The organism is Kitasatospora sp. NPDC029367 (assembly GCF_055569135.1).
In genome coordinates this window covers 1-23,871 of sequence record NZ_JBVHYH010000051.1, presented here as the reverse complement: position 1 = coordinate 23,871, position 23,871 = coordinate 1, and the positions used below count along the sequence as shown (strand labels likewise).

Here is a 23,871-nt window from a genome sequence, read left to right as displayed (position 1 = left end):
CTCACCGTCCTGCGGGCGCCCCGTCGCGTCGGCTGACGGCCGCTCAGCGCCTCGTCCCGCAGGACGGGCAGAACGCCGCCCCCTCGGGCACGTCCTGGTGGCACTGCCCGCACTGGACGGGCTGCGCCAGCTTGAACCCGCAGCCCGGGCAGAACGGCGTGCCGTGGGTCTCCGTGTGGCACTGCGGGCAGACCAGTTGGCGCGGTGTCCGCACGTCGAACTCGGCGCCGGACTGCTGGCCGACCTGGTACGCCCGGTCCGACACCATGTCGTTGAGGCCCCGCCGCTGGGCCGCGGCCGCCTCGGCCGCGGTGTCCGGGGCGCAGCTGAAGCACAGGCCCTGCTCCGGGTTGAAGCAGCGGCCGCAGACGTAGTGGGTGCATCGGGCGCAACGGTTGAAGTGCGAGCGGGCGTTGTCGATCGCGCGCTGGAACGCGGCGTCCCGCGAGCTGCCCCAGGTGTGGCCGGCCAGGCCGTCCGCGGCGTTGCTGATCGTGTTGGCACTGCCGCCGATGAGGTTCCAGGCCGCGCTGACGCCCTTGCCCAGCCAGCCCGCCACCTGGCCGGTGGTGAACCGCTCGAACGGCGAGCGCCAGGTGTCGGAGCAGCGGTAGCAGGAGAACTCGAACTGGAAGCCCGCGCCGGTCCCGTACTGCTCGCACAGGTCGCGGTAGTTGTTGCTGAAGTAGATCTCGGAACTCACGTCGTCCCCGGTTGCTGAAAGTGGCCTAGTCGGCGTTCGCTCCCAGGGACGACAGGTGCCTTCGAACGGTTCCGCCAAGAACTCCTGACACTCTCTTCACAACCCGGCGACCGGTAGCAGCCGTACCCGGTCGGGTTCGAACGGCCGCCAGTCGGCGGGCCGTCCGCTGCGGCCGACCCGCAGTTGGCACCAGCTACGCCCGGCTGGGTCCTGCCACCAGCCGCTGATCCGGCCGGGCGCCCAGCGGCCGTCACCGAGGTCGACCTCGACCGGCTGGTAGACCCACCGGACCTCCCGGTCCACCGGTCGCCCGGGCACCTCGGCGGGGGCCGCGAACTCAGCGGACGACACCGCGGGCGAAACGGCGGGCGACACCGCGGACACTGCGGGCCCGTTCGAACCCTCCACCACGGCTCCGCCTCCGCTCCGACCGGTGCGACCGCGCCCGTCGCCGCGGCCCGTCGCCGGAACTCTACAGCCGCGTAGAACACGGCGGGTGGAGTTCCGGCGAAGCGGTCCCGCTCAGCGCCCGGTGCGCCGCGCCCGCCGGCGCCGCCACAGCGCGATCGGCACCACGCCCGCGAGGGCGAGCGCCGCCGGCGCCGGGGGCGCCTCCGCCGGGCCGCCCGCGGCCCGGGAGGGCACCTTGTCGAAGGTGTCCGGGACGGGCAGGGTCGACCAGTCGGAGAGCGGCCACGCCACCACGAAGGCCCGGCCGACCACGTTGTCCACCGGCACGAAGCCGTCCCCGGTGAGGTTCTGGTGCGGACGGGAGTCCCGGGAGTTGTTCCGGTGGTCGCCCATCACCCAGAGCTTGCCCTTGGGCACGGTGACGGTGCCGACCGGGTCGTTGTCGCAGGGCGTCGCCCCGGGGAACACGTACGGCTCGTCCAGCGCGACGCCGTTCACCTTCACCGGACTGCCCGCGTTGCACTCCACCGTGTCGCCGCCGACCGCGATGACCCGCTTGATCAGGTCCTTCTCGTCCGCGGAGGGCATCAGGCCGACGGTGCTCAGCGCCTTCTGAACGGTGCTGGTGAAGCCGCCGGAGCTCGTCGTGGGGGTGTCCTCCAGCCAGCCGCCCGGGTCGCGGAAGACCACCACCTCGCCGCGCTCCGGCTCGGCGCCGAACCACGGGGTGAGCTTGTCGACCAGCACCCGGTCGCCGATCTGCAGGGTGTTCTCCATCGAACCGGAGGGGATCGAGAAGGCCTGTACGAAGAAGGTCTTGATGCCGAGCGAGAGCAGCAGGGCGATCACCAGCAGGATCGGCAGCTCCTGCCAGAACGGGCGCTTCTTGCGCGCGGGCTTCGCACCGTTCCCGGCGGGCTCCTCCGGTCCGGCGGCCCGCCCGGCTTCCGGCTCCGACGGCTCCTCCGTCCCGGCTCCGGAACCAGTGCCCGAGCCGGTGCCAGGGCCAGCACCCGGGCCGCTTTCCGACCTGGTGTCCGGCCCCGCCGGCGCGGTCCCCGGCCTCTGCTCGGTTCCGCCGCTCTCGCCGGACTCCGTGCTCTGCTGCACACTCATGTATTCGGCCCCTCCCGACGGCCTGGGGGGAGCCCGAAGCGGAGACCCCCTGTCAGGGAACGAACCTACCGAACTGAGGTTCCCGGGCGCGCCCTGATGTGGATCCGTTCGCCCTGCGGGCCGAACAGGCTGAGGAACTCCACCGGCTGCGGGCCGGCGTTGCCGAAGCCGTGCGGGGTCCGGGTGTCGAACTCGGCGGCCTCACCGGCGGTCAGCTCCAGGTCGTGCGGGCCGAGCACCAGCCGCAGCCGCCCGGACAGCACGTACAGCCACTCGTAGCCCTCGTGGACCTTCAACTCCAGCTCCGGCCCGGCGTTCCGGCCCGGTGGCACGATGTGCTTGTACGCGTGCAGACCACCGAGGTGGCGGGTGAGCGGGATGACGGTCTGCCCGTTCCTGGTCACCGGGCGCGGGTGGATCCGCGGGTCTCCGGTGGCCGGGGCGCCGACCAGTTCGTCCAGCGGCACCCGGTACTCCCGGGCCAGCGGCAGCAGCAGCTCCAGGGTCGGCTTGCGCTGCCCGGACTCCAGGCGGGACAGCGTGCTGAGCGAGATCCCGGTCGCCGCGGCCAGCTTGGCGAGCGTGGTGCCGCGCTCCCGGCGCAGCGCCCGCAGCCGCGGACCCACCGTGGTGAGGACGTTCTCGAACTCTTCGTCGGCCATGCCTGCTATTCGCCGGGACGGCAAGGGTGCTTGTCAATCCGGCACACCGGTGACGGCCACCCCGCCTGCCGGCAGGGCCCGGTGGCGGTCCGCCGATCGCCACCGGGCCCCGTCCTCCGGCTTCCCGGATCACGGCCTTCCAGTCATCCCGTCATCCGGCCGTGCCGTCAGACAGCCGTCCCGTCATGCGGCCGTGCCGTCATCCGGCCGTCCCGTCATACGGTCGCCCCGTCAACGGGCCGCGCACTACCGGTACTCGCGCAGCCGGGGCCGCACCCCCACCGCGGTGAGCGCCACCGCCGCCGCCAGGACGACCCCGCCCAGGGCCGCCGTGGTGCCGTCGAGGTCGCCGTCGGTCGCCGCGACGGCCGAGTCCATCGCCTTCTGGTTGACGTCGATGGTGTCCTCCAGGGCCGTGCTCAACTGCCCGAACTGGTAGTTGGACTGCCCCTCGGCGAGGCCGGTGTTGAGGGTGATCGCGTCCTTGAGCTGCCCCGCGCCGCGCAGCACGCGCATCCGGTGGTCGATGGCCTGGTACTCCTGGAAGGCGCTCAACACCCGCTCCGCGGCCGCCTGCTCGCCGGGGAAGGTGATGTTGTGCAGCTCGTCGCCCAGGTACCCGCCGAAGGGGACGGTCGAGCGGTCCTGGTGGTGCCGTTCGACGGCGGTCTGCAGCCGGGTGCCGTAACTGTCCATGGTCGCCCCGTCGAAGTGGACGATCGCCTGGCTCTGCTCCAGGTAGGCCTGCTCCCACACGGCCGCCCGGCTCGGGTCGATCAGGTAGCGGCTCTCGTCGGCGTTCATGTCGTACGCGACGGCGCGGGACCGGCTGAGCGCGATCACCGAGTCGTAGGCGTCGCTCTTGGCCGTCGCCAGGTGGTCCGAGGTGCGGCCCACCAGGGCCAGGCCGGTCACCAGCACCGCGCCGGTCAGCAGGGTGACGCCGGCCAGCGCGGGGTTGAACACCCGGTGGTAGCGCACGAACAGCGCGCGCTGGAGCCCGAACAGCGCGGCGAGGGCGAGCAGTCCGACGGCGAACAGCCACCACCAGCCGGTGCCCAGGTCGGCGCGCTGCTGGCCGTAGACGCGGTCGACGGTCGCCTCGTTGGCGGCGGTGACCTGGTCGGCGGCGGGCAGCAGCTGGCTGCGCAGCAGGTCGGAGGCCTGCCGGTAGGCGTCCAGGGCGGCGGGCGAGGGCTTGCCGGCCGGGGCCTTGGCCTGCTCCTCCAGCAGCTGGGAGCGGGCCACCAGGGCCTCGTAGCTGCCGAGCCGGCCGAGTACCAGCTGGACGGCGCGCTGCCCGGCCGGGTCGTCGGCGGCGGCCTGGGCGGCCTGCTGGAGGTCGTCGTCGGCCTGGTTGCGGCGCAGCTCGTAGGTGTCCAGGGTCTGCTTGCGCAGCGCGGCGTAGTCCTGGTCGTCGCCGACCAGCAGCAGGTTGGCGGCCTGGGCGTCCATGTCGCTGAGCGCGAAGTAGAGGTCGGCGGCCCGGGTGGCCTGCGGGGCCGCCCGGTGGCCGATGGTGTCGGTGCCGTCCCGGGCGCCGCCGAGCACGGCGGTGGCGGTGGCGCCGAGGCCGATCAGGGCGGCCAGGCTCAGTGCGGTGAGCCCGCGCACCAGGCGCGGGGTGGTCCAGTAGGAGCGGCTGCCGACCGTCCGCAGGCCCTGCCCGAGCCGGGCCAGCGGTCCGGACGGCACCCGCGCTCCGGCGGGCTCCCCGCTCCCGGCCGGTTCCGGGCCGTCGTCCCCTCCGGCGGCCGCCTCCTCCGAGGTGGCCGCTCTGCCTGCAGTCGAGGTGGTCATGACCACACGTCCCTTTCCCCCGTGGCACGGTCCTCCGGAGGCTCCCGGTGGGAACCGAACCTCCCGGTGGGAACCGCGCACAGAACCGTTTCTCTCCGCCGCGCGACGCTAGTGCCGCGCCACCAGCGATGAGACGCTCCCTGACGGCTCCTTGACACCGGCGGAGGGGGATCTTGACGCTTCCTTAGCGCGGGGGTCGTCGGTGGCACCCGGACGGCCCGCCGGGGGCCGTCAGAGCCAGTCTCGGCGCTTGAACACCAGGTACAGCCCGGTGCAGACCAGCGCCATCAACCCGATCGCGAACGGATAGCCGAAGGCCCACTTGAGCTCCGGCATGATCTCGAAGTTCATCCCGTAGACCGTGCCGATCAGGGTCGGCGCGAACAGGATGGCCGCCCAGGAGGAGATCTTCTTGATCTCGTCGTTCTGCGCGTGCCCGGCCTCGGCGAGCTGCTTCATCTCCTCGTTCTGCCGCTGCGAGACCAGCGTCGCGTTCACCGTCAGGATGTTCTGCAGCATCTGCCGGAAGCCGTCCACCCGCTCGGCCGCGTAGGTGGCGTGGTCCGCGACGTCCCGCAGGCGGCGCTGGAGTTCCTCGTCGGTGCCGTACTTGCCGAAGCCCGCCTCCAGGCTCCGCATGATCTCCAGCAGCGGCCGGGTGGCCCGCTGGAGCTCGATCACCTCGCGGGACAGCTCGTAGATCCGGCGGGAGACGTGCGGGTCCCCGCCGAACACCTCGGTCTCGATCTCGTCGATGTCGTGCTGGAGCCCGGCGATCACCGGCGCGTAGCCGTCCACCACGGCGTCCAGCACCCCGTACAGCACCGCCTCCGGGCCGAGCGCCAGCAGCTCCGGGTCGTCCTCCAGGCGGCGGCGGACCGCGGAGAGGTCCGGGGCCTGCGAGTGGCGCACGGTGATGACGAACTCGGGGCCGACGAACAGGTGGATCTCGCCGAAGTCCACCTCCTCCGCCTCGTCCAGGTAGCGGGCGGCGCGCAGCACCACGAACAGGGTGTCGCCGTAGCGCTCCAGCTTCGGCCGCTGGTGGGCCACGATGGCGTCCTCGACTGCCAGTTCGTGCAGGTTGAACCGGTCCGCGGCCTCCAGCAGCTGCGCCTCCGCCGGGCGGAACAGCCCGATCCAGGCCATCGTGCCGGGCCGGTCCGGCAGTTCGCGGTAGATCTCGGCGAGGTCGGCGGGCGCGTCGGTGCGGCGGCCGTCGCGGTAGACCGCCGCGTCCACCACGGAACGTTCCAGGGCCACCGGCTCGACCGGCTGGTCCGGGCGCGGGTCCATCGAGTGCTCGGGCGCGGAGCGGGGATCGACGGGCCGCCGCTCGGCCGTCGGACGGGAGAACGGACGCTTGCTCGCGCGCACGGCGCGCACACGCCAGTCGGACATGGCGGGGAACCTCCACGGTGGGTGCCCGGCCACCGCCGCGCTCGGCACGGCGGGCCGGGGGCGCCCGGCCCGCCGCCACGCGCACGGCGCGACCGGCAGCAACGCCCCGCCGGTGGCGGAGTCAGCCCTGCGCGGGAGCCGTACGGGAGGAGGAGTGCCGGGGGCCGCGAATCCTGCGGGACAACCGGGGGCGGGGCCGACTTCGACCCGTACTACTGCACTCCACGGCTCTCACCTCCTCGAATCCGCGCGCCCCGGAGGACCAGGACGCTGACGCAACCCGCCCGATTTTAGTACCCGTTCAGTACCCGCCCGACCGATCCTCTCCACCGCCCCTCACCGCCACCGTTCCGACCGGGCCCTCCGGCGGCTCCTGGACCGTCCCGACCCGACGTCAACGGACTTGCGCCGTCCGCCCGTTCGTCCAACTGGACCGATTACGCTCCGACGCCGCCGCCACTACGCTACGTCGCATGAATTCTTTGGAGACGGCCCCCGCGCGGGGCACGGCGGTGGTGATCGGCGGCGGGCTGGCCGGCGTGGTGGCGGCCTGGGCGCTGCGGGGCCGCGCCGAGCGGATCGTCGTGGTGGAGCGGGACCGGTACCCGGAAGAGCCGGCGTTCCGGGCCGGGGTGCCGCAGGGCCGGCACGCGCACCTGGTGCTGGAGGCGGGCCACCGCGCGCTGGAGGAGCTGATGCCCGGCATCAAGCAGGAGTTGACCGACGCGGGCGCGCACCGGGTCTCCACCTCGGGCGACCTCCGGTGGCTCAGCTCCGCCGGCTGGATGGCCGACTACCCGGCCCAGCTGGCCTTCCTCTCCTGCACCCGGCCGGTGCTGGACAAGGTGGTGCTGGACCGGGTCCGCACCGAGCCGTCGATCGAGTTCCTGGAGGGCACCGACGTGGTCGGCCTGCTCGGCTCGGCGCAGCGGGTGACCGGGGTGAAGGTCCGCGAGCGCGGCCAGGAGCGCGGCGAAGTCCGGGAGATCCCGGCCGAGTTGGTGATCGACGCGGCCGGCCGCTCGACCTCCGTGCCGAAGTGGCTCGGCGAACTGGGCCGCCCGGTGCCCGAGGAGCGGGTGGACGCGGGCGTCGCGTACGCCTCCCGGCTGTTCCACCGCCCGCCCGGCGTCGACCTCGGCCACCAGGCGGTCTACCTCCAGACCAAGGCCCCGGACAGGCCCCGGATGGGCGTCCTGCTGCCGGTCGAGGGCGACCGCTGGATCGTCAGCCTGGCCGGGATGCGCGGCGCCGAACCCGCACCCGGCACCGAGGGCTTCACCGAGCACCTGTCCCGGCTGCGCGACCCGGCCCTCGCGGACATGCTGCGGGGCGCCGAACCGGCGGGCGAGGTGCGCGGCTTCCTGCCCGGCCCGGGCGTGCGGCGGCACTACGAACGCGGCGCCCCGGACGGCCTGGTGGCGGTCGGCGACGCCGCGAGCACCTTCAACCCGGTGTACGGACAGGGCATCACCGTGTCGCTGTTCTGCGCCCAGGTGCTGCGCCGCACGGCCGCCCGGCACGGCGGCGTCGGGCCGGCCGCGGCCCGTGACGCGCGCCGGGAGATCGCGGCGGTGTCCAAGACCGCGTGGATGATGTCCAGCGCCGAGGACGTCCGCTTCGCCGCCACCACGGGCGGGCCCTCGGGCGCGCTGATCAGGCTCCAGCACCGCTACCTGGACAAGGTGCTCCGGGGCGCCACCCACAACCCCGCGATCACGGCGGCCTTCCACGAGGTGCTGTCGCTGGTCGCGCCGCCGACCCGGCTGTTCCACCCGGCGGTGGTGGCCGCCGTGCTGCGCGGCTGACGGCCGGCTCGGGCCAGTGCGGCCGCCCCGGCCCGCCTCGCCGAGCGGTCCGATCCGGTCCGGTCCGCCTCGCCGAGCGGTCCGATCCGGTCCGGTCCGGATGCACCCGTTAATTCGGGTGCGTCCGTTCCGGCCGCCCGCTAGCCTGGCCGACATGTCTACGCCCCGAATCTCCTAGCTGACGGACCCGCCTCCACGCCACCCGTGTGCCCGTCAGCTGTTTCGGAGCGTTATCCCATGATCACCACCCGTGGTGTCGACGTGCGCGTCGGCGCCCGTCTGCTGTTGTCCGACGTCACCCTGCACATCGCCCCCGGCGACCGGATCGGCCTGGTCGGCCGCAACGGCGCCGGCAAGACCACCCTGCTCTCCACCCTCGCCGGCCAACTGCCCCCCGCCGCCGGTACGGTCACCCGCACCGGACCGGTCGGCTACCTCGCGCAGGACTCCCGTGCCGCCGACCCGGCCGTCACCGTCACCGACCGCATCCTGTCCGCCCGCGGCCTGGACACCGCCGTCCGCGCGCTGCGCGACGCCGAACGGGCCATGGCCCGGGCCGGCTCCGCCGCCGAGGAACGCCGGGCGATGGACGCCTACGCGCGCGCCGACGCCGCGTTCCAGTCCCGCGGCGGCTACCCGGCCGAGGCCGAGGCCGCCCGGGTCGCGGCCGGGCTCGGGCTGCCCGCCCGGGTGCTGGACGCCCCCGTCGGCACCCTCTCCGGCGGCCAGCGCCGCCGGGTCGAGCTGGCCCGCATCCTGTTCGCCGACTACGGCACCCTGCTGCTGGACGAGCCCACCAACCACCTGGACGCCGACTCGGTCGGCTGGCTGCGCGGCTTCCTCGCCGCCCACCGGGGCGGGCTGGTGCTGATCAGCCACGACCTCGACCTGCTGGCGGAGACCGTCAACCGGGTCTTCCACCTGGACCCGCAGCGCGCCGCGCTCGACGTCCACAACACCGGCTGGCGGGCCTACCTGGCCCAGCGCGCGGCCGACGAGCGCCGCCGCACCTGGGAGCGGGCCAACGCCGAGCGCAAGGCCGCCGCCCTGCACGCCCAGGCCGACCGGATGCGCTCCAACGTCGCCACCGCGACCAGCGCCCGCAGCATGGCCCGGCGCGCCGACCGGATGCTCGCCGAGCTGGAACCCGTACGGCAGGCCGAGCGCACCGCGCGCATCCGGCTGCCCGAGCCCGCGCCCTGCGGCCGGACCCCGCTCGGCGCGGTCAGCCTCGCCAAGGCCTACGGCGGCCGGACGGTGCTGAGCGGCCTGGACCTCGCCGTGGACCGGGGCAGCCGGATGGTCGTGCTCGGCCTCAACGGCGCCGGCAAGACCACCCTGCTGCGCGTCCTGGCCGGGCAGGAACGCCCGGACTCCGGCCGGGTCGTGGCCGGCACCGGCCTGCGGCTCGGCTACTTCGCCCAGGAGCACGACACCCTGGACCCGGCGCTCAGCGTGCGCGACAACCTGGCCGCCGCCGCGCCCGACCTGACCGACGGCGAACTGCGGACCGTCCTCGGCGCGTTCCTGTTCCGCGGGGACGACGCCGACAAGCCGGCCGGCGTGCTCTCCGGCGGCGAGAAGACCAGGCTGGCGCTGGCGGCCCTGGTCCACTCCGGCGCCAACGTGCTGCTGCTGGACGAGCCGACCAACAACCTCGATCCGGCCTCCCGGGCCGAGGTGCTGGCCGCGGTCGGCACCTACCCGGGTGCGATCGTGATGGTCACCCACGACCCCGGTGCCATCGAGGCGCTCCGGCCGGACCGGGTGCTGCTGCTGCCGGACGGCGACGAGGACCTGTGGCACGACGAGTACCTGGACCTGGTCACCCAGGCCTGAGCCACCGGCCTGGAGTGAGCCCTCGCCACCGCCCTCGCCCGTAGCGGTCCGCCGTCCCCCCGGTGGGCCGCTACGGCTTGCGCGCCTCGATCAGGAAGCGCGCCGAATGGGCGACGAACGGCCCCTCGGCCCGGATCCGGGCGTCCAGCTCGCGCAGCCGGTCGAGGTGGCCCTCCACGGTGAAGCCCGGAACCATCCAGATCACCTTCCGCAGGAAGTAGACCACCGCGCCGATGTCGCGGAACTCCATCCGCAGCCGCTCCGAACGCAGGTCCACCACCTCCAGCCCGGCCGCCCGGGCCTCGGCGCTCTCCGCCTCGGGGCGGCGGCCCTCGCGCGCCTCGGGCTGCGGCCCGAGGAAGTACTCGACCAGCTCGAAGACCGAGGCCGGGCCGACGTGCTGGGCGAAGTACGCGCCGCCGGGCCGCAGCACCCGGGCGATCTCCGACCACCAGGCCTTCACCGGGTGCCGGCTGCTGACCAGGTCGAAGGCCTCGTCCGCGAACGGCAGCGGCGGCTCGTCCGGGTCGGCGACCACCACCGCGCCCAGCGGGTGCAGCAGCCGGGTCGCCTTGGCCAGGTTGGGCGGCCAGGACTCGGTGGCCGCCAGGACGGGCGGGCGGCCGCCCTGACGCAGGGCGCCGGCCAGCACCTCCCCGCCGCCGGTCTGGATGTCCAGGGCCGCCGACGCCGACGCCAACCGCCCGGCCAGCAGCCGCTGGTAGCCCCAGGAGGGGCGCTCCTCGGTCGCCCGGCCGTCCAGCCAGGAGAAGTCCCAACCGTCCACGGGGACGGACCCGGCCTCGGCGATCAGCTCTTCGAAGGTGCGCATGCGTGGCATCATCGCGGCGCCGGCGCCGCGCTGCCAGTGGATTCGGAACCGGCCGGGTACCGGAGCACCCACCCCACCCGCACCTCCAGGCCTCCGGCGGCGATCAGCCCGGACACCGGCTCCGCCCCGCCGCCGTCCGCCTCGAACGCGAGCAGCACCTCCGGCTGCTCCCCGCACTGCCGCTCGACCAGCCGTCGCTCCTCGACGCTCGGCTCGCGGAACACCGGATCCTGGAAGGCCTGCGGGCAGCGGACGTACAGCGGGTCGGTGAGGACCAGCTCCAGGCCGTGGTGGTAGCCGAGGTCGTGCCCGGCGGCCAGACGCAGTTCCCCCGGGCGCCAGGAGTACACGTCCCAGTCCCACCAGGACCCTGCCGGCAGCTCGATCACTCCGGCCACCGGACCGGGCCGTCCGGAATCGCCGCGATGCTCGGGTGGCGGACGGCCTCCAGCCCGGTGTCGGCGAGCAGGTCGGCGATCAGGGCGGGCGGGCCGAAGACCTCGGTGGCGCTGAGGTCCCAGTTGGTGAGGACGAACCAGGAGCGGTCCGCGGGCCACCAGTGCGCGGGGAACTGGGCGTACTCCGGCCGGGCGTCGTAGTGGGCGAGCACCTCGTCCAGCCGGCCTCGGTGGGCCGTCACCGGTCGAAGCAGGTCCTCGATCGCGGCCGAGGCGAGGCGGCAGTCGGTCGCCGGCCCGTCGGCGCTGTGCCGGGCCAGCACCTCCACCAGCCGCGCGAGGCAGTCGCGGTCCGGCACCCCGATCAGCGGGTGGTCGACCTCGCCCGGGAGCACGACGCGCCGGTCGAACACCAGGTGCGACAGCGTGAAGGGCCAGTCGGCGAGGCGCCGCCCGGCGCCCGCCAGCGCCTCGGCCCAGCGCACCGGCCGCCCGTCCACCCGCAAGGTGTGCAGCACCCAGCAGCGGTCGGCGAACCCGGGCGTCGGCCCAGCGCCGGGCCAACTCCCGTCCGGCTCGTAGCCGAGAACCGCCTCCCCCGCCTCCAGCAGCGGACGGATCCCGTCCAGCGGGTCCTCGTCCGGTATCCGTTCCACGGTCCGCCCCTTCCTCCGGTTCCGGAACCGCGGCCTCGAAAGCCGCTACCCCCGGTCGATACGTCTGCGCGAGGATAGCGGCCATGACGGCCGGCCAGGACGGTCAGGACGGACGGCCAGGACGGCCAGGACGGCGAGCCGCCCGCTGGTCCTCCTGCCGACCACCACGCGGGGAGACCTCGACGCCATGACCAGCACACCGCAGTCCGAGCTCGGCCGCTTCTACGACGACTTCGCCGAGGACTACCACCTGCTCTACGCCGACTGGAACGCCGCGCTCACCCGCCAGGGCGCGGCCCTGGACGCCCTCGTCCGGGAGCACCTGGGCGAGGGCCCGGCCGAGGTGCTCGACTGCGCCTGCGGCATCGGCACCCAGGCGATCGGACTGGCCGCGCTGGGCCACCAGGTGACCGGTACCGACCTCAGCCCGGTCGCCGCCGCCCGGGCCGCCACTGAGGCCGCCGCACGCGGGCTCCGACTGCCCGCAGCGGCCGCCGACATGCGCGAACTCCCCTTCCCGGACGGCCGGTTCGACGTCGTGGTGTGCGCCGACAACGCGCTCCCCCACCTGCTCGCGGCCGAGGACGTCCGCGCCGCGCTGGCCGAGATGCGCCGGGTGCTGCGCCCGGGCGGGCTGCTCCTGCTCTCCACCCGCCCGTACGACGAGCTGCGCCGGGACCGTCCCGCCGCCACCCTGCCGCAGACCGCCGAACCGGACGGCCGGCGCTCGGTGCTCTTCCAGCTCTGGCACTGGCGCGAGGACGGCGAACGCTACGACCTGGAGCTCTTCCGACTCCTACCGGACGACACCGGACAGTGGCGCACCACGGTCCGCCGGTCCAGCTACTGGGCCCTCACCCAGGCCCAGTTGAGCACCTTCGCCACCGAGGCGGGCCTCACCGCCACCGACTGGCGCCACCCCGCCGACACCGGCTTCTTCCAGCCCGTCCTGCTCGCCCGGGCGCCCTGACCTCCCGGTTTCCTCCGCCACACCACCCCGCCGCCTCCCCCACCGGAGGCGGCGGGCTGATCTCGTACCACTTCGACGACAGGGAGGACCTCCTCCAGACCCTGGTCGACACCGTCCAGGAACAGGCCCGGGCCGCCATGCAGCCGCGGATCCGCGCCCAGCACGAACCGGCCGCGATGCTGGCCGCCTACATCGAGGCGAACCTCGACTTCCTCGCCGAACACCCCGTCGCGGTCCGGGCGTTGGTGGACGTCCTCGCCAACGCCCGCTCGCCCACACCAAGCGCCACGGCCTGCGGGCCTGAGCCGGGGCGCGGTCCCGCCCGGTTGCTCCGTCCAGGTCATGCCACGTGACCGGGGTGGGTGCCGGTCGTTCCCCAGGGCGACCGTCAAGCGGGGGACTCCGGGTCCGGCGAGCCCATTCGGGTGCGGCGGATGCACAGTGAGAAAGCACAACTGCATGACTGATGCGACCACTCGTCCGACCGCTGCACCACCGGCCGCCGGGATCACCGGGGCGGACCGCGAACCCGGCGCCGTCACGTCCACCGGCACAGCGGGCGCACGTCGGCCCCTGCCGCACGCGATGGCGGTCGCCGAGGCCGTCGTCAGCCTGGTCACCGGCGTCGGCTTCATGCTCTGGGCCCGCAGCATCGACGTGAACCCGCTCGTCCGCATCGGCCAGGTGAGCGGCCTCGCCGGTCTCCAAGTGCATGCCGCGGTGGTCGCCGTGCCCGTCCTCGCGGCGCTGCTGTACGTCGCCCACCGGGCCGGCCCCGACCGTTACCGTCCGGCGCTCCGCCTCGGGTGCGCGGTGATCGCGGGGCTGAGCACCGGCCTGGTCGCCGGCGGCATCGCGGTGGCGCTGCACGGAACCCCGTGGGGGCTCGGGGGGCAGGAGGGCGACCCGGGCAACGTGATGGGCATGGCCGACGACATGATCCACGGCAAGGGCCTGCCCGGGGTCTACCCGCCGCTCTTCCCGGCGCTGCTGGCCGTGTGGGGCAAGCTGTTCCACGGTGGTGTCGCGGGCGTCGGGTTCGCCATGCAGGACCTGCAACTGCTCTGCACCGCCGTCGCCGGCCCGATCGCCTATCTGGTTTGGCGGCTGCTGCTCCGGCCCTTCTGGGCCCTGCTCGTCGCGGTGCCCGCCGCGGTGCTCTTCATCGACCCCATCCGCCCCTACAGCCACAGCGCCATGCTGGTCATGGTGCCGCTGCTGGCCGCCTGCCTGCGCGACCTGCGCCGGGCGCACCGGCTGCCGACCCGCAGCGCCGTCCGGCGGGCGGTCGCGTACGGCTCCGCGATGGGCGTGGTGTTCCTCTGGTACTCCGGCTGGTTCGTCTGGGCCGCTCCCGGTGTGCTCGTCCTGGTCGGGTTCTCGATCCCCTGGCGGGCGGGAGCGGCGCGGCTGCGGCGGACGCTGCTCTTCCTGGGGGTCACGGTGGTGAGCGCCGCGCTGGTCGGCGCGCCACTGCTCTACCAGATGGTCCGGTTCGGTGCGACGACCAAGGACCGCTACGCGATGATCACGGTCTACGCCGATCCCGCCTACGTGATGGGATGGGCGTCCGACCGGGCCGGCACGCAGACCTACCACAACTGGCCGGTCAGCGGCGAGCTGGCCGGGCAGAGCGCGTTCACCCTGCTGCTGCTCGCGGCGGCGGCACTCGCGATCGGCCTCGGTTCGGGAGGCGTCCTGGTGCGGACCGTCGCCACCGTCCTGGTCAGCTCCTGGCTGCTCCGGTTCTGGTTCGCCGCGCGGATGGAGCGCACCCAGGCCGTGCAGCTCTACCCGCGGACGACGTGGATCATCCTGTACTGCCTGATCGTCCTGGCGGTGCTCGGACTGATGCTGGCCGTCCGGCACACGGCGGCCTGGAGCCGCACGCTGTCCCGGCCCGGCGGCGGCCCGGCCACCGGCCGGAGCCTCCTGACGGTCCGCCGGATCACCGCGGCCGGAGTCTGCGCGATCGCGCTGTTCACCGCGATGGCCGGCTCCTGGTCGGCCAACCGGTACATGCCGACCACCGCCCCGGTGGTCCAGGACATGGGCCTGGACGCCTGGCGCGCACACGCGATCAAGGACGCCGACGGCCGCTGCCCGCGGTACTCCCCCGTCGCGACCTGCGCCGACGTCAACCGTGGCCTGACCGCGCGGAAGGAGTCCTCCGACGACCCCGGGCTGTGGTGCGCCGGCGTCCCCGCCGCCGAGTGGCCTGTGACCTGCGGGCGCAAGGCCCCGTGGGTCTGACGGGCGCGGGCGGGAGCGTCAGGTCTCCCGCTGCGGGTGGTAGGCCGTCTCCGGTATGCCGAACGTCCAGGCGACCCCGGCCCGGGCCGTCCGGGTGCTCGGCGGGACGCGCAGCCAGTAGGTGCGGGAGGTGCCGTCGGGCTCGGGCGTGGAGTTGACCACCTCGACCATCACCACCGGTTCGTCGTCCGGCAGGACGATCCGCCACAGCACGCCCGTCTCGTCACGGTGGACGGGCTCCGCGCCCGAGTCGGCGAGGTACCGCTCGTAGCCGTAGTGCTCCAGCAGCACGCGGCGCAGCTCGGCGTTCTCCTCGGTACGGATCCGCTCGGCCGTCACCTCGGCGAGGCCCGCCAGGAACTCGGCGGGGACGGGCATCCCGCGCCAGGCGTGCAGCGCGAAGCCGTCCGGGTACTCCAGCGCGGGGCCGTCCGCCCGGTCGAGTCGGCCGGCCTCGTCGCGGTGCAGGGCGACGGGCCGCTCGGAGACCAGCGCCACCTCCTGGTAGGGCCACCACCAGCCGGCTCCCCGCCCCACCTCGGCGAGCGGTGCCACGGCCTCGACGCCCGCACCGGCGGCCTCCAGGGCGGCGAACCAGGGTGCGTCGTGCTGGCCGCGCACCGCGTCCAGCAGGGCGAGGCGGACGGCGGTGCGGCGGTTCCGGGCCGCGGCGGCCTCGCCGTCGGGGGTCCGGTCGTCGTCGGGGGTCCGGTCGTCGTCGGGGGTCCGGTCGCTGCCGGAGGCCAGGTCACTGCCGGAGGCCCGGTCGCGGTCGGCCTCGGGCGCGAGCCGGTCGAGCACGGCGTTGCGCACCCGCTCGGCCAACGGCGTGCTGACCGGGCCGAGTTCACCGCCGGTGAGCGCCCAGTGCGCCGCCCAGCCGGCCGGGCCGACCCGCTCGACGGCCCGCCGCCGGGCCTCCTCCCAGGGCCGGGTGCGGACCTCCTCGCGCACGCTCACCGCCCCGGCGGCCCGCAGCTCCAGCGCGGCCTCGGCGGCCGCGAGCGGCGAGCCGAACCAGCGCACGGCCGCGGGTTCGGGCAGCCCGGCCGCCCGGTAGGCGGCCCGCACCGCGCGTTCGACCGCCGCCCGGTCGGCCGGCCCGGTGGCGGCCGAAGCGGCCCGCCAGCGCGCCGTGGCCCCGGCGGCGCCGGCCGCCCCGCCGACCTCGCCGCCCCCGCCCGTGTCCGCGTCCGGATCCGCCGGGTTGGCCCGGATCACCGTCTCCGTCGTCATCGTCTGCTCCGTTCCCCGGCCGGGCTCCCCACCCGGCCGTCCGTTCCCGTTCGCATCCCCGGTGCCGCACCCGCGCCGACACTCGCTCCCGCACTCGCGGCGGCACTCGCCCCCGCACCCGCCCCCACAGTCAGTCCGCGACCACCCGCACCGCGCCCGGCACGTACTCGCGTTGACGGACCACCCGGTACCACCCCCTGGGCAGCGGTATCGCCGCGTGCTCCTCGTGCACCACCCGGCCGCCCTCCGGCAGGTGCAGCCAGGCCTCGCCGAAGGGCCCGGCCTCCCGGCGCAGCTCACCGGGGCCGACCACGGCGTGCGCATGGCCGGTGACCTCACCGAGCGCGAGCACCATCCGCCCCCGTGCGTCCCGGGGCTGCACGGCCAGCCCGGACACCCGCAGCGGCACCACGACCTCCGCGACCGGCACGATCAACACATCACCCTGGCGGTACATCAGCCCTCCCACGCCGTACGGCCGGACCCCGACGGACGCCGGAACCCACGGCTCCGCCCGACCGGAGACGGTCACGCTCCGGAGCCACGACCCGAACGTAGAGCAAGGGTCTGACAATGCGCCCGGGCCGCCACCCGGCCACCGGTCTGTCGGACCCGCCTGGTAGACAGTCGTTCGGTCCGATTCCCCGGAGGAGCAGCGCATGACCGTCAACCACCACCTCGAGCAGTTCCACGGTCTCCCGGTCTTCGACTTCGTCCAGGCCCTGGAGGCGGCGGAGGCGGCGGAGGCAGCCGGGCCGACCGACGGCGCCGGGCCCGCCCCGCTGCCGGACGCGGCCGCGGTCGCCTGGCGGATCCGGCTCGACTACGAGTCCGAGCGGACGTGGCCCGAACGCTGGCAGCAGTTCCTCGAGGCCGTCGACACCGAGCGGGTCACCGCCCTGGTGATCGGCCAGTGGGCGCCGGAGGAGCCGGACTCCTTCCGGGAGCCGCTGGAAGCGGTGGTCGCCGCCGCGCCCCGACTGCCCGCCCTGCGCGCGCTGTTCGCCGGGGACGTCACGTACGAGGAGTGCGAGATCTCCTGGATCCAGCAGTGCGACGTGACACCGCTGCTGACGGCCTTCCCCGCACTGGCCGAACTGGTGGTGCGCGGCGCCTCGGAGGACTGGGAGGGCCGGGGCGGCCTCGCCCTCCAGCCGTTGCGGCACGAGGCGCTCAAGGCGCTGCGCTTCGAGGCGGGCGGCCTGCCGGCCACGGTGGTCCGCGCGGTGGCCGCCTGCGAGTTCCCCGCGCTGGAGCGGCTGGAGCTCTGGCTTGGGGTGGACAACTACGGCGGCGACGCCACGATCGGCGATCTGACGCCCTTCCTGGACGGCACCGGGCTGCCCGCGCTGCGCCACCTCGGCCTGCAGAACAGCGAGTTCCAGGACGAGATCGCCGCCGCCCTCGCCCACGCCCCCGTGGTCGCCCGGCTGGAGTCGCTCAACCTCTCCATGGGCGTGCTGACCGACCAGGGCGCGGCCGCCCTGTTGGAGGGCCAGCCGCTCACCCACCTGCGCGCACTCGACCTCCACCACCACTACCTCACCGAGGAGATGCAGCAGCGCCTGCGCCAAGCGCTGCCCGGCGTCGAACTCGACCTCGGCGAACCGGGCAAGCCGGACGACCGGTGGCGCTACGTCGCCGTCGCCGAATAGCCCGCACCACCCCCTCCGGCTCCACCCGCCCCGCACCCGCCCGAGCACACCCGCCAGGATCCGACATGACGGTCTCGCACCACCTCAAGCACTTCCACGAGTTGCCGATCCACGAGTTCGCCCCCGACGACACCGGAAGCCGGCCCGAAGCCGGCGAGGCCGCCTGGCGGCTGGCCCTGGAGTACGACGCCCGGCACGGCTTCGAGGAGCTCTGGCAGTCCTTCCTCCGGGCCGTCGACCCGGCCGGGGTCCGCGCCCTGGTGATCGGCCCCTGGTGGCAGGGCGGCTACTCCTCCGTGCGGGTCGCGGTCGAGGCCCTGGCGGCCGAGGCCGACCGGCTGCCCGCGCTGGAGGCGGTCTTCCTCGGCGACGTCACCTTCGACGAGTGCGAGATCTCCTGGCTGGAGATGGACGACGTCACCCCGCTGCTGACGGCCTTCCCCCGGCTGGCCTCGCTGACCGTGCGCGGCGGCATGGACCTCTGCCTCCTCCCGGTGCGCCACGAACGGCTGACGTCCCTGCGCTTCGAGTCCGGCGGTCTGCCGGCCACCGTGGTCCGCGCGGTGGCCGGCTCCGAACTGCCCGCGCTGGAGCGGCTGGAGCTCTGGCTCGGGGTGGACGAATACGGCGGCGACACCACGCTGGACGACCTGACGCCCTTCCTGGACGGCTCGCGCCTGCCGCGGCTGCGCCACCTCGGCCTGCAGAACAGCGAGTTCCAGGACGAGATCGCCGCCGCCCTCGCCCACGCCCCCGTCGTGGCCCGGCTGGAGTCGCTCGATCTGTCCATGGGCGTGCTCTCCGACGAAGGCGCGGCGGCCCTGCTGGAGGGCCAGCCGCTCACCCACCTGCGCGCACTCGACCTCCACCACCACTACCTCACCGAGGAGATGCAACAGCGCCTGCGCCAAGCCCTGCCCGGCGTCGAACTCGACCTCACCGAGGCGGAGGACGCGGGCGAGGACGACGAGGACCGCTACGTCGCGGTCGCCGAGTAGCCGCAGGCGAAGACCGGAGACGGAAACGGAATCGGCACGGAAGCAGCAACGGCAACAGCAACGGCAACGGAGAGAGGACACGGCACGATGACGCAGCAGTTGACCGTCCTCGGCAACCCCGGGCACCGGCGGGTGACGCTGTTCGCCGCCGCCGCCCGGGCCGCCGGCCTGCCCGAGCCCGCGGTGCTGCCCTGGCTGGACGTCCTGCGCGGCGGGTACCGGCTGCCGGAGGGCACCCTGCTGCGCATCGAGTCCCCCGGTGAGGAGCCGCTGGTCGACGAGCTGCTCCGCGGCCCGGCGCTCGGCTCCGGCTACGCCCCGACCAGGGTCGAGGGCACGGCCGTCTGGTACGCCGGGGTGCTGACCGCCCTGCGCGGGCTGGCCGCGCACCCCGGGGTGCGGCTGCTCGGCGACCCGGAGGAGATCGGCGTGATGTTCGACAAGCGCCGGACGCACGCACGGCTCGCCACGGCCGGCGTGCCGGTGCCCCGGGCGCTCACCGGCCAGGGCCCCAACGGCCCGGGCCCCGGTGGCCAGGACCCCGGCGGCGAGCTCTCCGGCTGGGACCAGCTGCGCGAGCGGCTCGCCGCGGCCGGTCTGCACCGGGTCTTCGTCAAGCCCGCGCACGGTTCCTCCGCCTCCGGGGTGATGGCCCTGGAGTTCGGCCCGCGCGGCCGGCTGCTGGCCACCACCTCGGTCGAGCTGGCTGACGGCCGGCTGCACAACTCGCTGCGGGTGCGCCGCTACCGCGACGAGCGGGAGGTCGCCGAGATCGTCGACCGCCTGGCACCGGACGGGCTGCACGTCGAGCAGTGGATCCCGAAGGCCTCCCAGTCCGGCCGTTCGGCGGACCTGCGCGTCGTGGTGGTCGAGGGCCGGGCCACCCACGCGGTGGTGCGCACCAGCTCCCAGCCGATGACCAACCTCCACCTCGGCGGCGCCCGGGGCAGCCTCGAGCTGGCCCGGGAGGCGGCCGGCCCGGCCTGGCCCACCCTGTTGGAGACGGCCGAGCGGGCGGCGGCCTGCTTCCCCGGCTCCCCGATGGTCGGCGTGGACGTCCTGCCCACCGCGGGCTGGCGCCGCGCCCTGGTCGGCGAGGTGAACGCCTTCGGCGACCTGCTGCCCGGGCTCACCGGCTTGCCGGACGGCCCGGCCGAGGGCCTCGACACCTACGGCGCCCAGCTCGCCGCCCTCGCCCGGCGCACCGACCAGGCCACTCGCACCAACCAGGCCACCCGTACCGGCCGGGCCACCCATACCGACCGCACAGAGCCCCGCACCCCCGCCCCGACGCACCACCAGAGCATGGAACCCTCCCGATGAACCACCAGCCCACGCCCGAGACGGCCGCCCCGAACCCCGACATGAACGCGGTCGTGGGCAGCCACGACCTGCTGCTCGTCACCCTCGACACGCTGCGCTTCGACGTCGCCGAGGAGCTGGCCGCGGCCGGCCGGATCCCGAACCTCGCCGCCTTCCTGCCCGGCGGCCGCTGGGAGCGCCGACACGCGCCCGGCAGCTTCACCTACGCCTCCCACCAGGCGATCATGGCCGGTTTCCTGCCCACCCCGGCCGCTCCCGGCGGCCCGCACCCGCGCCTGTTCGCGGCCCGCTTCGCCGGCTCGGAGAGCACGGCCACCCGTACCTGGGTGTTCGACGCGGCGGACCTGCCGACCGCGCTGGCCGCGGCCGGGTACCGAACGGTCTGCATCGGCGGCGTCGGCTTCTTCAACAGGCAGGGCCCGCTCGGCTCGGTCCTGCCCGGCCTGTTCCAGGAGAGCCACTGGGAGCCCGCGATGGGCGTGGCCTCCCCCACCTCCTTCGAGGAGCAGGTCGCCCGGGCCGAGCGGATCGCCGCCGAACAGCCCGCCGAACAGCCGCTGTTCCTGTTCCTGAACGTCTCGGCGCTGCACCAGCCCAACTGGTTCCACCTTCCCGGCGCCACCCGCGAGCACGGCGACTCGCGGGCCAGCCACGCCGCCGCCCTGGAGTACGTGGACGCCCACATCGGCCGCCTCTTCACCGCGATGAGCGCCCGCCGACCCTGCTTCGCCGTCGTCTGCTCCGACCACGGCACGGCGTACGGCGAGGACGGCTACACCGGGCACCGGATCGGCCACGAGGTGGTCTGGACGGTCCCGTACGCCCACTTCACCATCCCGCCCGGCCACGGCGCGGTCACCGCCCCCTCCCCCGCCAGCACCCCCGAGGAGCGCGCATGACCACCGCACCCCCGCTTGCCGACTCGCCCTACCAGTCCTACGTCTACGCCTACCCGCACAAGACGGCCTACCGCCGGCTAGCCGAGCGCCCGGCGCTCAGCGAACTCTGGGCCGGGGAACCGCAGCACGCCCTCTCGCTCTACGTGCACGTCCCGTTCTGCGAGGTCCGCTGCGGCTTCTGCAACCTGTTCACCCGGATCGGCAGCCCCGAGGGCCTGACCACCGCGTACCTGGACGCCCTGGAGCGCCAGGCCGACGCCGTGCGCTCGGCGCTGGACGGCGACGCCCGGTTCGCACTGGCCGCGTTCGGCGGCGGCACCCCGACCTACCTGACGGCCGCCGAGCTGGAGCGGCTGTGCGACATCGCCGAGCACCGGATGGGCGCCGACCTGCGGGCCGTGCCGCTCTCCGTGGAGGCCTCGCCCGCCACCGCGACCGCCGACCGGCTGGAGGTACTGGCCGCCCGCGGCACCACTCGGCTGAGCCTGGGGGTGCAGTCCTTCGACGACACCGAGGCCCGCTCGGCCGTCCGCCCGCAGAAGCGCGCCGAGGTGGAGGCCGCCCTGGCCCGGATCCGGGCCGCCGGGATACCGGTGCTGAACATCGACCTCATCTACGGCATCGACGGCCAGACCGAGGCGAGCTGGCTTCGTTCACTGGACGCGGCCCTGCACTGGCAGCCCGAGGAGCTCTACCTCTACCCGCTGTACGTCCGCCCGCTGACCGGCCTGGCCCGGCGCGGCGAGCAGGAGAGCGCCGCCGCCTGGGACGCCCGCCGGCTCGCGCTCTACCGGGCCGGACGGGACCACCTGCTGGCCAACGGCTACCAGCAGGTGTCGATGCGGATGTACCGTCGCGCGGCCTCCCCGCAGGCCGGCCAGGGCGAGTACGCCTGCCAGACCGACGGCATGGTCGGCCTGGGCTGCGGCGCCCGTTCCTACACCTCGCGGCTGCACTACTCCTTCGACTACGCGGTGAACGCCACCGAGGTGCGCGGCATCATCGACGACTACGTCTCCACCGAGGACTTCCACCACGCCGAGGTCGGCCACTGGATGGCCGGCGGGGAGCCGCGCCGCCGCCACCTGGTCCAGTCCCTGCTCCAGGCCGAGGGCATGCCGCTGGCCGACTACCGTGCCCGCTTCGGCAGTTCACCGGCCGAGGACTTCGCCGCGGAGCTGGCCGGCTTCGCCGAGCGGGGCTGGCTGGCCGCCGACCCGGAGCGGCTGCGGCTCACCCCGGAGGGCCTGGCCCACTCGGACGCGGTCGGGCCGCTGCTGTTCTCGCCCGAGGTCCGGGCCCTGATGGCGGGCTACGAGGCGAAATGACCTTCCTCGGCATGCCCTCCGGCGCCCCCGTCCCTGCGGACGTCGACACCGCCGTAACCGTCGACGCCGACGCGGCGCAGGCCCGCGACCTCACCCTGCTCTACCGCGGCCCGCTCGCCTCCTGCGACTACGACTGCCCCTACTGCCCGTTCGCCAAGCGCCGCGACTCGCCCGAGCAGCTGCGCGCCGACCGGGCCGCGCTGGAACGCCTCACCACCTGGGCCACCGCCCGCGCGGGCACCGGTGACACCCTGTCGCTGCTGTTCACCCCCTGGGGCGAGGGCCTGGTCCGCTCCTGGTACCGCCGCGCGCTGGTCGAGCTGAGCCGGCTCCCGCACGTGCGCCGGGTCGCGATCCAGACCAACCTGAGCTGCCGCACCGGGTGGCTGGCCGAGGCCGACCCCGCCACCCTCGCCCTGTGGGTCACCTACCACCCCGGCCAGGTGCCCTTCGACCGCTTCCTCGCCAAGTGCCGCGAGCTGGACGCGCTGGGCGTGCGCTACAGCGTGGGCGTGGTCGGGCAGCCGGACCACCTCCCCGAGGCCCGGAGGCTGCGCGCGGCGCTCGCCCCCGAGGTGTACCTGTGGATCAACGCGGCCGAGGGCCGCAGCTACACCGATGCCGAGGCCGCGCAGTGGACGGCCCTCGACCCGCACTTCGGCTACAGCCGGCACGCCCACCCGAGCGCCGGACTGCCCTGCCGCACCGGCGAGTCGGTGCTCTCCGTGGACGGCGACGGCACGGTGCGCCGCTGCCACTTCGTCCGGGACGTCCTCGGCAACCTCTACGACGGCAGCTACCGCGCCCGGCTGCGGCCGCGCCCCTGCCCACTGCCGGTCTGCGACTGCCACATCGGTTACGTCCACCTGGAGACGCTGCCGCTGTACGAGCTGTTCGGCGCGGGCGTGCTGGAACGGGTGCCGCAGGAGTGGGCTCGGGGCAGCTGATCGTCCGCGCCCCCGCGTGACCGGCCGCGCACGGCCCGCAGCGCTCCCCGGCCCACCGAGCGCCCGGCCGCGTACCTCCCTAGCCTGGTAACCGAGAGGAGGCGAACCACCATGCTTGGAGACGGACCGCTGCAAGCAGTCATCCCCGCCACCGATCTCGCCCGCGCCAAGGCCTTCTACACCGACACCCTCGGCCTCAAGGTCGTCGAGGAGCACGAGGAGGAGCTGACCGGCGAATGCGGCGCGACGCAGTTCACCATCTACCACACCCCCAGCGGCGGCCAGGCCGCCCATACCCTCGCCAGTTTCAAGGTCGCCGACCTCGACGGCGAGATGACCGCGCTGCGTGAGCACGGCATCACCTTCGAGGAGTACGACTTCCCCGGCCTCAAGACGGTCAACGGCGTCGCCGAGGGTGAGGGCATGCGCGCCGCCTGGTTCAAGGACAGCGAGGGCAACATCCTCTGCGTGTCCCAGCGCGTCGGCAGCTGACCCAGCCCCAACCGCACCCCGCCCCCAACCGCACCCGGGACGCCGGGGGGGGGGGGGGGGGGGGGGGGGGGGGGGGGGGAGGGGGGGGGGGGGGGGGGGGGGGGGGGGGGGGAGGGGGGGGGGGGGGGTGGTGTGATTTGGGTC

General features: G+C 74.5%; 23 protein-coding genes. 12 read left to right on the top strand and 11 right to left on the bottom strand.

The annotated features are described in order from the left end of the window. Positions 1–43: 43 nt before the first annotated feature. From ACZ4W5_RS25175 to ACZ4W5_RS25150, 6 genes are all read right to left on the bottom strand, one after another. The gene (locus ACZ4W5_RS25175) at positions 44–703 is read right to left on the bottom strand and encodes a double zinc ribbon domain-containing protein (RefSeq protein WP_360229083.1); all 660 of its coding nucleotides are present in this window, start codon (positions 701–703) and stop codon (positions 44–46) included. Between the two features lie 96 nt (positions 704–799). Next, positions 800–1,054, bottom strand: coding sequence for a hypothetical protein (locus tag ACZ4W5_RS25170; RefSeq protein ID WP_360229080.1), 255 nt, complete (start codon positions 1,052–1,054; stop codon positions 800–802). Between the two features lie 171 nt (positions 1,055–1,225). After that, positions 1,226–2,230 carry a signal peptidase I gene (gene lepB, locus ACZ4W5_RS25165; protein WP_465657042.1) on the bottom strand — a complete coding sequence of 335 codons (1,005 nt, stop codon included), beginning with the start codon at positions 2,228–2,230 and terminating at the stop codon, positions 1,226–1,228. A 65-nt stretch (positions 2,231–2,295) separates the two neighbouring features. Beyond that, complete coding sequence (locus ACZ4W5_RS25160; protein WP_360229074.1) at positions 2,296–2,892, bottom strand: helix-turn-helix domain-containing protein; 597 nt, start codon at positions 2,890–2,892, stop codon at positions 2,296–2,298. A gap of 246 nt (positions 2,893–3,138) precedes the next feature. Further along, the gene (locus ACZ4W5_RS25155) at positions 3,139–4,692 is read right to left on the bottom strand and encodes a hypothetical protein (RefSeq protein ID WP_360229071.1); all 1,554 of its coding nucleotides are present in this window, start codon (positions 4,690–4,692) and stop codon (positions 3,139–3,141) included. A 231-nt stretch (positions 4,693–4,923) separates the two neighbouring features. Beyond that, on the bottom strand, positions 4,924–6,093 hold the full coding sequence (locus ACZ4W5_RS25150; protein WP_402480084.1) for a magnesium and cobalt transport protein CorA: 1,170 nt from the start codon (positions 6,091–6,093) through the stop codon (positions 4,924–4,926). Positions 6,094–6,566: 473 nt separating this feature from the next. Between ACZ4W5_RS25150 and ACZ4W5_RS25145 the strand changes: the two genes are divergently transcribed. After that, on the top strand, positions 6,567–7,901 hold the full coding sequence (locus ACZ4W5_RS25145) for an NAD(P)/FAD-dependent oxidoreductase (protein WP_465657040.1): 1,335 nt from the start codon (positions 6,567–6,569) through the stop codon (positions 7,899–7,901). Positions 7,902–8,138: 237 nt separating this feature from the next. Then, the gene (locus ACZ4W5_RS25140) at positions 8,139–9,740 is read left to right on the top strand and encodes an ABC-F family ATP-binding cassette domain-containing protein (protein ID WP_465657038.1); all 1,602 of its coding nucleotides are present in this window, start codon (positions 8,139–8,141) and stop codon (positions 9,738–9,740) included. A 70-nt stretch (positions 9,741–9,810) separates the two neighbouring features. Here the strand turns inward: ACZ4W5_RS25140 and ACZ4W5_RS25135 are convergent, their stop codons facing one another. The 3 genes from ACZ4W5_RS25135 to ACZ4W5_RS25125 are packed head-to-tail and all read right to left on the bottom strand — an operon-like array spanning position 9,811 to position 11,626. Then, on the bottom strand, positions 9,811–10,572 hold the full coding sequence (locus ACZ4W5_RS25135) for a class I SAM-dependent methyltransferase (protein WP_360229059.1): 762 nt from the start codon (positions 10,570–10,572) through the stop codon (positions 9,811–9,813). 8 nt (positions 10,573–10,580) lie between these two features. Next, the gene (locus ACZ4W5_RS25130) at positions 10,581–10,961 is read right to left on the bottom strand and encodes a hypothetical protein (RefSeq protein WP_360229056.1); all 381 of its coding nucleotides are present in this window, start codon (positions 10,959–10,961) and stop codon (positions 10,581–10,583) included. Continuing rightward, positions 10,958–11,626 carry a hypothetical protein gene (locus ACZ4W5_RS25125; RefSeq protein ID WP_360229053.1) on the bottom strand — a complete coding sequence of 223 codons (669 nt, stop codon included), beginning with the start codon at positions 11,624–11,626 and terminating at the stop codon, positions 10,958–10,960. Before ACZ4W5_RS25125 ends, ACZ4W5_RS25130 begins: the two co-directional genes overlap by 4 nt. Before the next feature lie 187 nt (positions 11,627–11,813). On the opposite strand from ACZ4W5_RS25125, the gene ACZ4W5_RS25120 reads away from it, so the two are divergent. The 3 genes from ACZ4W5_RS25120 (at position 11,814) to ACZ4W5_RS25110 (ending at position 14,849) form a co-directional block, all read left to right on the top strand. Continuing rightward, positions 11,814–12,596 (top strand): class I SAM-dependent methyltransferase, encoded by a 783-nt coding sequence (locus ACZ4W5_RS25120; RefSeq protein ID WP_360229050.1) that lies wholly within the window; start codon positions 11,814–11,816, stop codon positions 12,594–12,596. A 137-nt stretch (positions 12,597–12,733) separates the two neighbouring features. Next, a complete protein-coding gene (locus ACZ4W5_RS25115) occupies positions 12,734–12,949 on the top strand; it encodes a hypothetical protein (RefSeq protein WP_360229047.1) in 216 nt (71 codons plus the stop codon). Between the two features lie 106 nt (positions 12,950–13,055). Beyond that, entirely contained in the window at positions 13,056–14,849 is a 1,794-nt protein-coding gene (locus tag ACZ4W5_RS25110; protein ID WP_465657035.1) for a hypothetical protein, read from the top strand. Between the two features lie 18 nt (positions 14,850–14,867). On the opposite strand, the gene ACZ4W5_RS25105 is transcribed toward ACZ4W5_RS25110, so the two are convergent. Both ACZ4W5_RS25105 and ACZ4W5_RS25100 read right to left on the bottom strand, forming a co-directional pair. Beyond that, positions 14,868–16,085 (bottom strand): DUF6745 domain-containing protein, encoded by a 1,218-nt coding sequence (locus tag ACZ4W5_RS25105; protein ID WP_465657033.1) that lies wholly within the window; start codon positions 16,083–16,085, stop codon positions 14,868–14,870. A gap of 130 nt (positions 16,086–16,215) precedes the next feature. After that, complete coding sequence (locus ACZ4W5_RS25100; RefSeq protein WP_465657032.1) at positions 16,216–16,542, bottom strand: hypothetical protein; 327 nt, start codon at positions 16,540–16,542, stop codon at positions 16,216–16,218. 202 nt (positions 16,543–16,744) lie between these two features. Between ACZ4W5_RS25100 and ACZ4W5_RS25095 the strand changes: the two genes are divergently transcribed. From ACZ4W5_RS25095 to ACZ4W5_RS25065, 7 genes are all read left to right on the top strand, one after another. Beyond that, positions 16,745–17,740 (top strand): STM4015 family protein, encoded by a 996-nt coding sequence (locus ACZ4W5_RS25095; RefSeq protein ID WP_465657030.1) that lies wholly within the window; start codon positions 16,745–16,747, stop codon positions 17,738–17,740. Between the two features lie 65 nt (positions 17,741–17,805). Then, positions 17,806–18,738: an STM4015 family protein gene (locus ACZ4W5_RS25090; RefSeq protein WP_465657028.1), complete on the top strand. Its 933-nt coding sequence runs from the start codon at positions 17,806–17,808 to the stop codon at positions 18,736–18,738. A gap of 87 nt (positions 18,739–18,825) precedes the next feature. After that, positions 18,826–20,061: an STM4014 family protein gene (locus tag ACZ4W5_RS25085; protein WP_465657026.1), complete on the top strand. Its 1,236-nt coding sequence runs from the start codon at positions 18,826–18,828 to the stop codon at positions 20,059–20,061. Positions 20,062–20,102: 41 nt separating this feature from the next. Beyond that, a complete protein-coding gene (locus ACZ4W5_RS25080) occupies positions 20,103–20,960 on the top strand; it encodes an STM4013/SEN3800 family hydrolase (RefSeq protein ID WP_465657094.1) in 858 nt (285 codons plus the stop codon). After that, positions 20,957–22,288, top strand: a complete 1,332-nt coding sequence (locus ACZ4W5_RS25075; RefSeq protein WP_465657024.1) for an STM4012 family radical SAM protein — start codon at positions 20,957–20,959, stop codon at positions 22,286–22,288. The genes ACZ4W5_RS25080 and ACZ4W5_RS25075 overlap by 4 nt, the downstream gene beginning before the upstream one ends. After that, positions 22,285–23,235, top strand: a complete 951-nt coding sequence (locus ACZ4W5_RS25070; protein ID WP_465657023.1) for an STM4011 family radical SAM protein — start codon at positions 22,285–22,287, stop codon at positions 23,233–23,235. Before ACZ4W5_RS25075 ends, ACZ4W5_RS25070 begins: the two co-directional genes overlap by 4 nt. Before the next feature lie 111 nt (positions 23,236–23,346). Next, positions 23,347–23,727 (top strand): VOC family protein, encoded by a 381-nt coding sequence (locus tag ACZ4W5_RS25065; RefSeq protein ID WP_360229018.1) that lies wholly within the window; start codon positions 23,347–23,349, stop codon positions 23,725–23,727. Positions 23,728–23,871 lie beyond the last annotated feature (144 nt).

What these genes read in the sequence shown, in the direction of transcription:
- lepB (WP_465657042.1), bottom strand. Translation starts at nt 2,230, where the DNA reads ATGAGTGTGCAGCAGAGCACGGAGTCCGGCGAGAGCGGCGGAACCGAG.
- ACZ4W5_RS25160 (WP_360229074.1), bottom strand. Translation starts at nt 2,892, where the DNA reads ATGGCCGACGAAGAGTTCGAGAACGTCCTCACCACGGTGGGTCCGCGG.
- ACZ4W5_RS25155 (WP_360229071.1), bottom strand. Translation starts at nt 4,692, where the DNA reads ATGACCACCTCGACTGCAGGCAGAGCGGCCACCTCGGAGGAGGCGGCC.
- ACZ4W5_RS25150 (WP_402480084.1), bottom strand. Translation starts at nt 6,093, where the DNA reads ATGTCCGACTGGCGTGTGCGCGCCGTGCGCGCGAGCAAGCGTCCGTTC.
- ACZ4W5_RS25145 (WP_465657040.1), top strand. Translation starts at nt 6,567, where the DNA reads ATGAATTCTTTGGAGACGGCCCCCGCGCGGGGCACGGCGGTGGTGATC.
- ACZ4W5_RS25140 (WP_465657038.1), top strand. Translation starts at nt 8,139, where the DNA reads ATGATCACCACCCGTGGTGTCGACGTGCGCGTCGGCGCCCGTCTGCTG.
- ACZ4W5_RS25135 (WP_360229059.1), bottom strand. Translation starts at nt 10,572, where the DNA reads ATGCGCACCTTCGAAGAGCTGATCGCCGAGGCCGGGTCCGTCCCCGTG.
- ACZ4W5_RS25120 (WP_360229050.1), top strand. Translation starts at nt 11,814, where the DNA reads ATGACCAGCACACCGCAGTCCGAGCTCGGCCGCTTCTACGACGACTTC.
- ACZ4W5_RS25115 (WP_360229047.1), top strand. Translation starts at nt 12,734, where the DNA reads ATGCAGCCGCGGATCCGCGCCCAGCACGAACCGGCCGCGATGCTGGCC.
- ACZ4W5_RS25110 (WP_465657035.1), top strand. Translation starts at nt 13,056, where the DNA reads ATGACTGATGCGACCACTCGTCCGACCGCTGCACCACCGGCCGCCGGG.
- ACZ4W5_RS25105 (WP_465657033.1), bottom strand. Translation starts at nt 16,085, where the DNA reads ATGACGACGGAGACGGTGATCCGGGCCAACCCGGCGGATCCGGACGCG.
- ACZ4W5_RS25100 (WP_465657032.1), bottom strand. Translation starts at nt 16,542, where the DNA reads ATGTACCGCCAGGGTGATGTGTTGATCGTGCCGGTCGCGGAGGTCGTG.
- ACZ4W5_RS25095 (WP_465657030.1), top strand. Translation starts at nt 16,745, where the DNA reads ATGACCGTCAACCACCACCTCGAGCAGTTCCACGGTCTCCCGGTCTTC.
- ACZ4W5_RS25090 (WP_465657028.1), top strand. Translation starts at nt 17,806, where the DNA reads ATGACGGTCTCGCACCACCTCAAGCACTTCCACGAGTTGCCGATCCAC.
- ACZ4W5_RS25085 (WP_465657026.1), top strand. Translation starts at nt 18,826, where the DNA reads ATGACGCAGCAGTTGACCGTCCTCGGCAACCCCGGGCACCGGCGGGTG.
- ACZ4W5_RS25080 (WP_465657094.1), top strand. Translation starts at nt 20,103, where the DNA reads ATGAACGCGGTCGTGGGCAGCCACGACCTGCTGCTCGTCACCCTCGAC.
- ACZ4W5_RS25075 (WP_465657024.1), top strand. Translation starts at nt 20,957, where the DNA reads ATGACCACCGCACCCCCGCTTGCCGACTCGCCCTACCAGTCCTACGTC.
- ACZ4W5_RS25070 (WP_465657023.1), top strand. Translation starts at nt 22,285, where the DNA reads ATGACCTTCCTCGGCATGCCCTCCGGCGCCCCCGTCCCTGCGGACGTC.
- ACZ4W5_RS25065 (WP_360229018.1), top strand. Translation starts at nt 23,347, where the DNA reads ATGCTTGGAGACGGACCGCTGCAAGCAGTCATCCCCGCCACCGATCTC.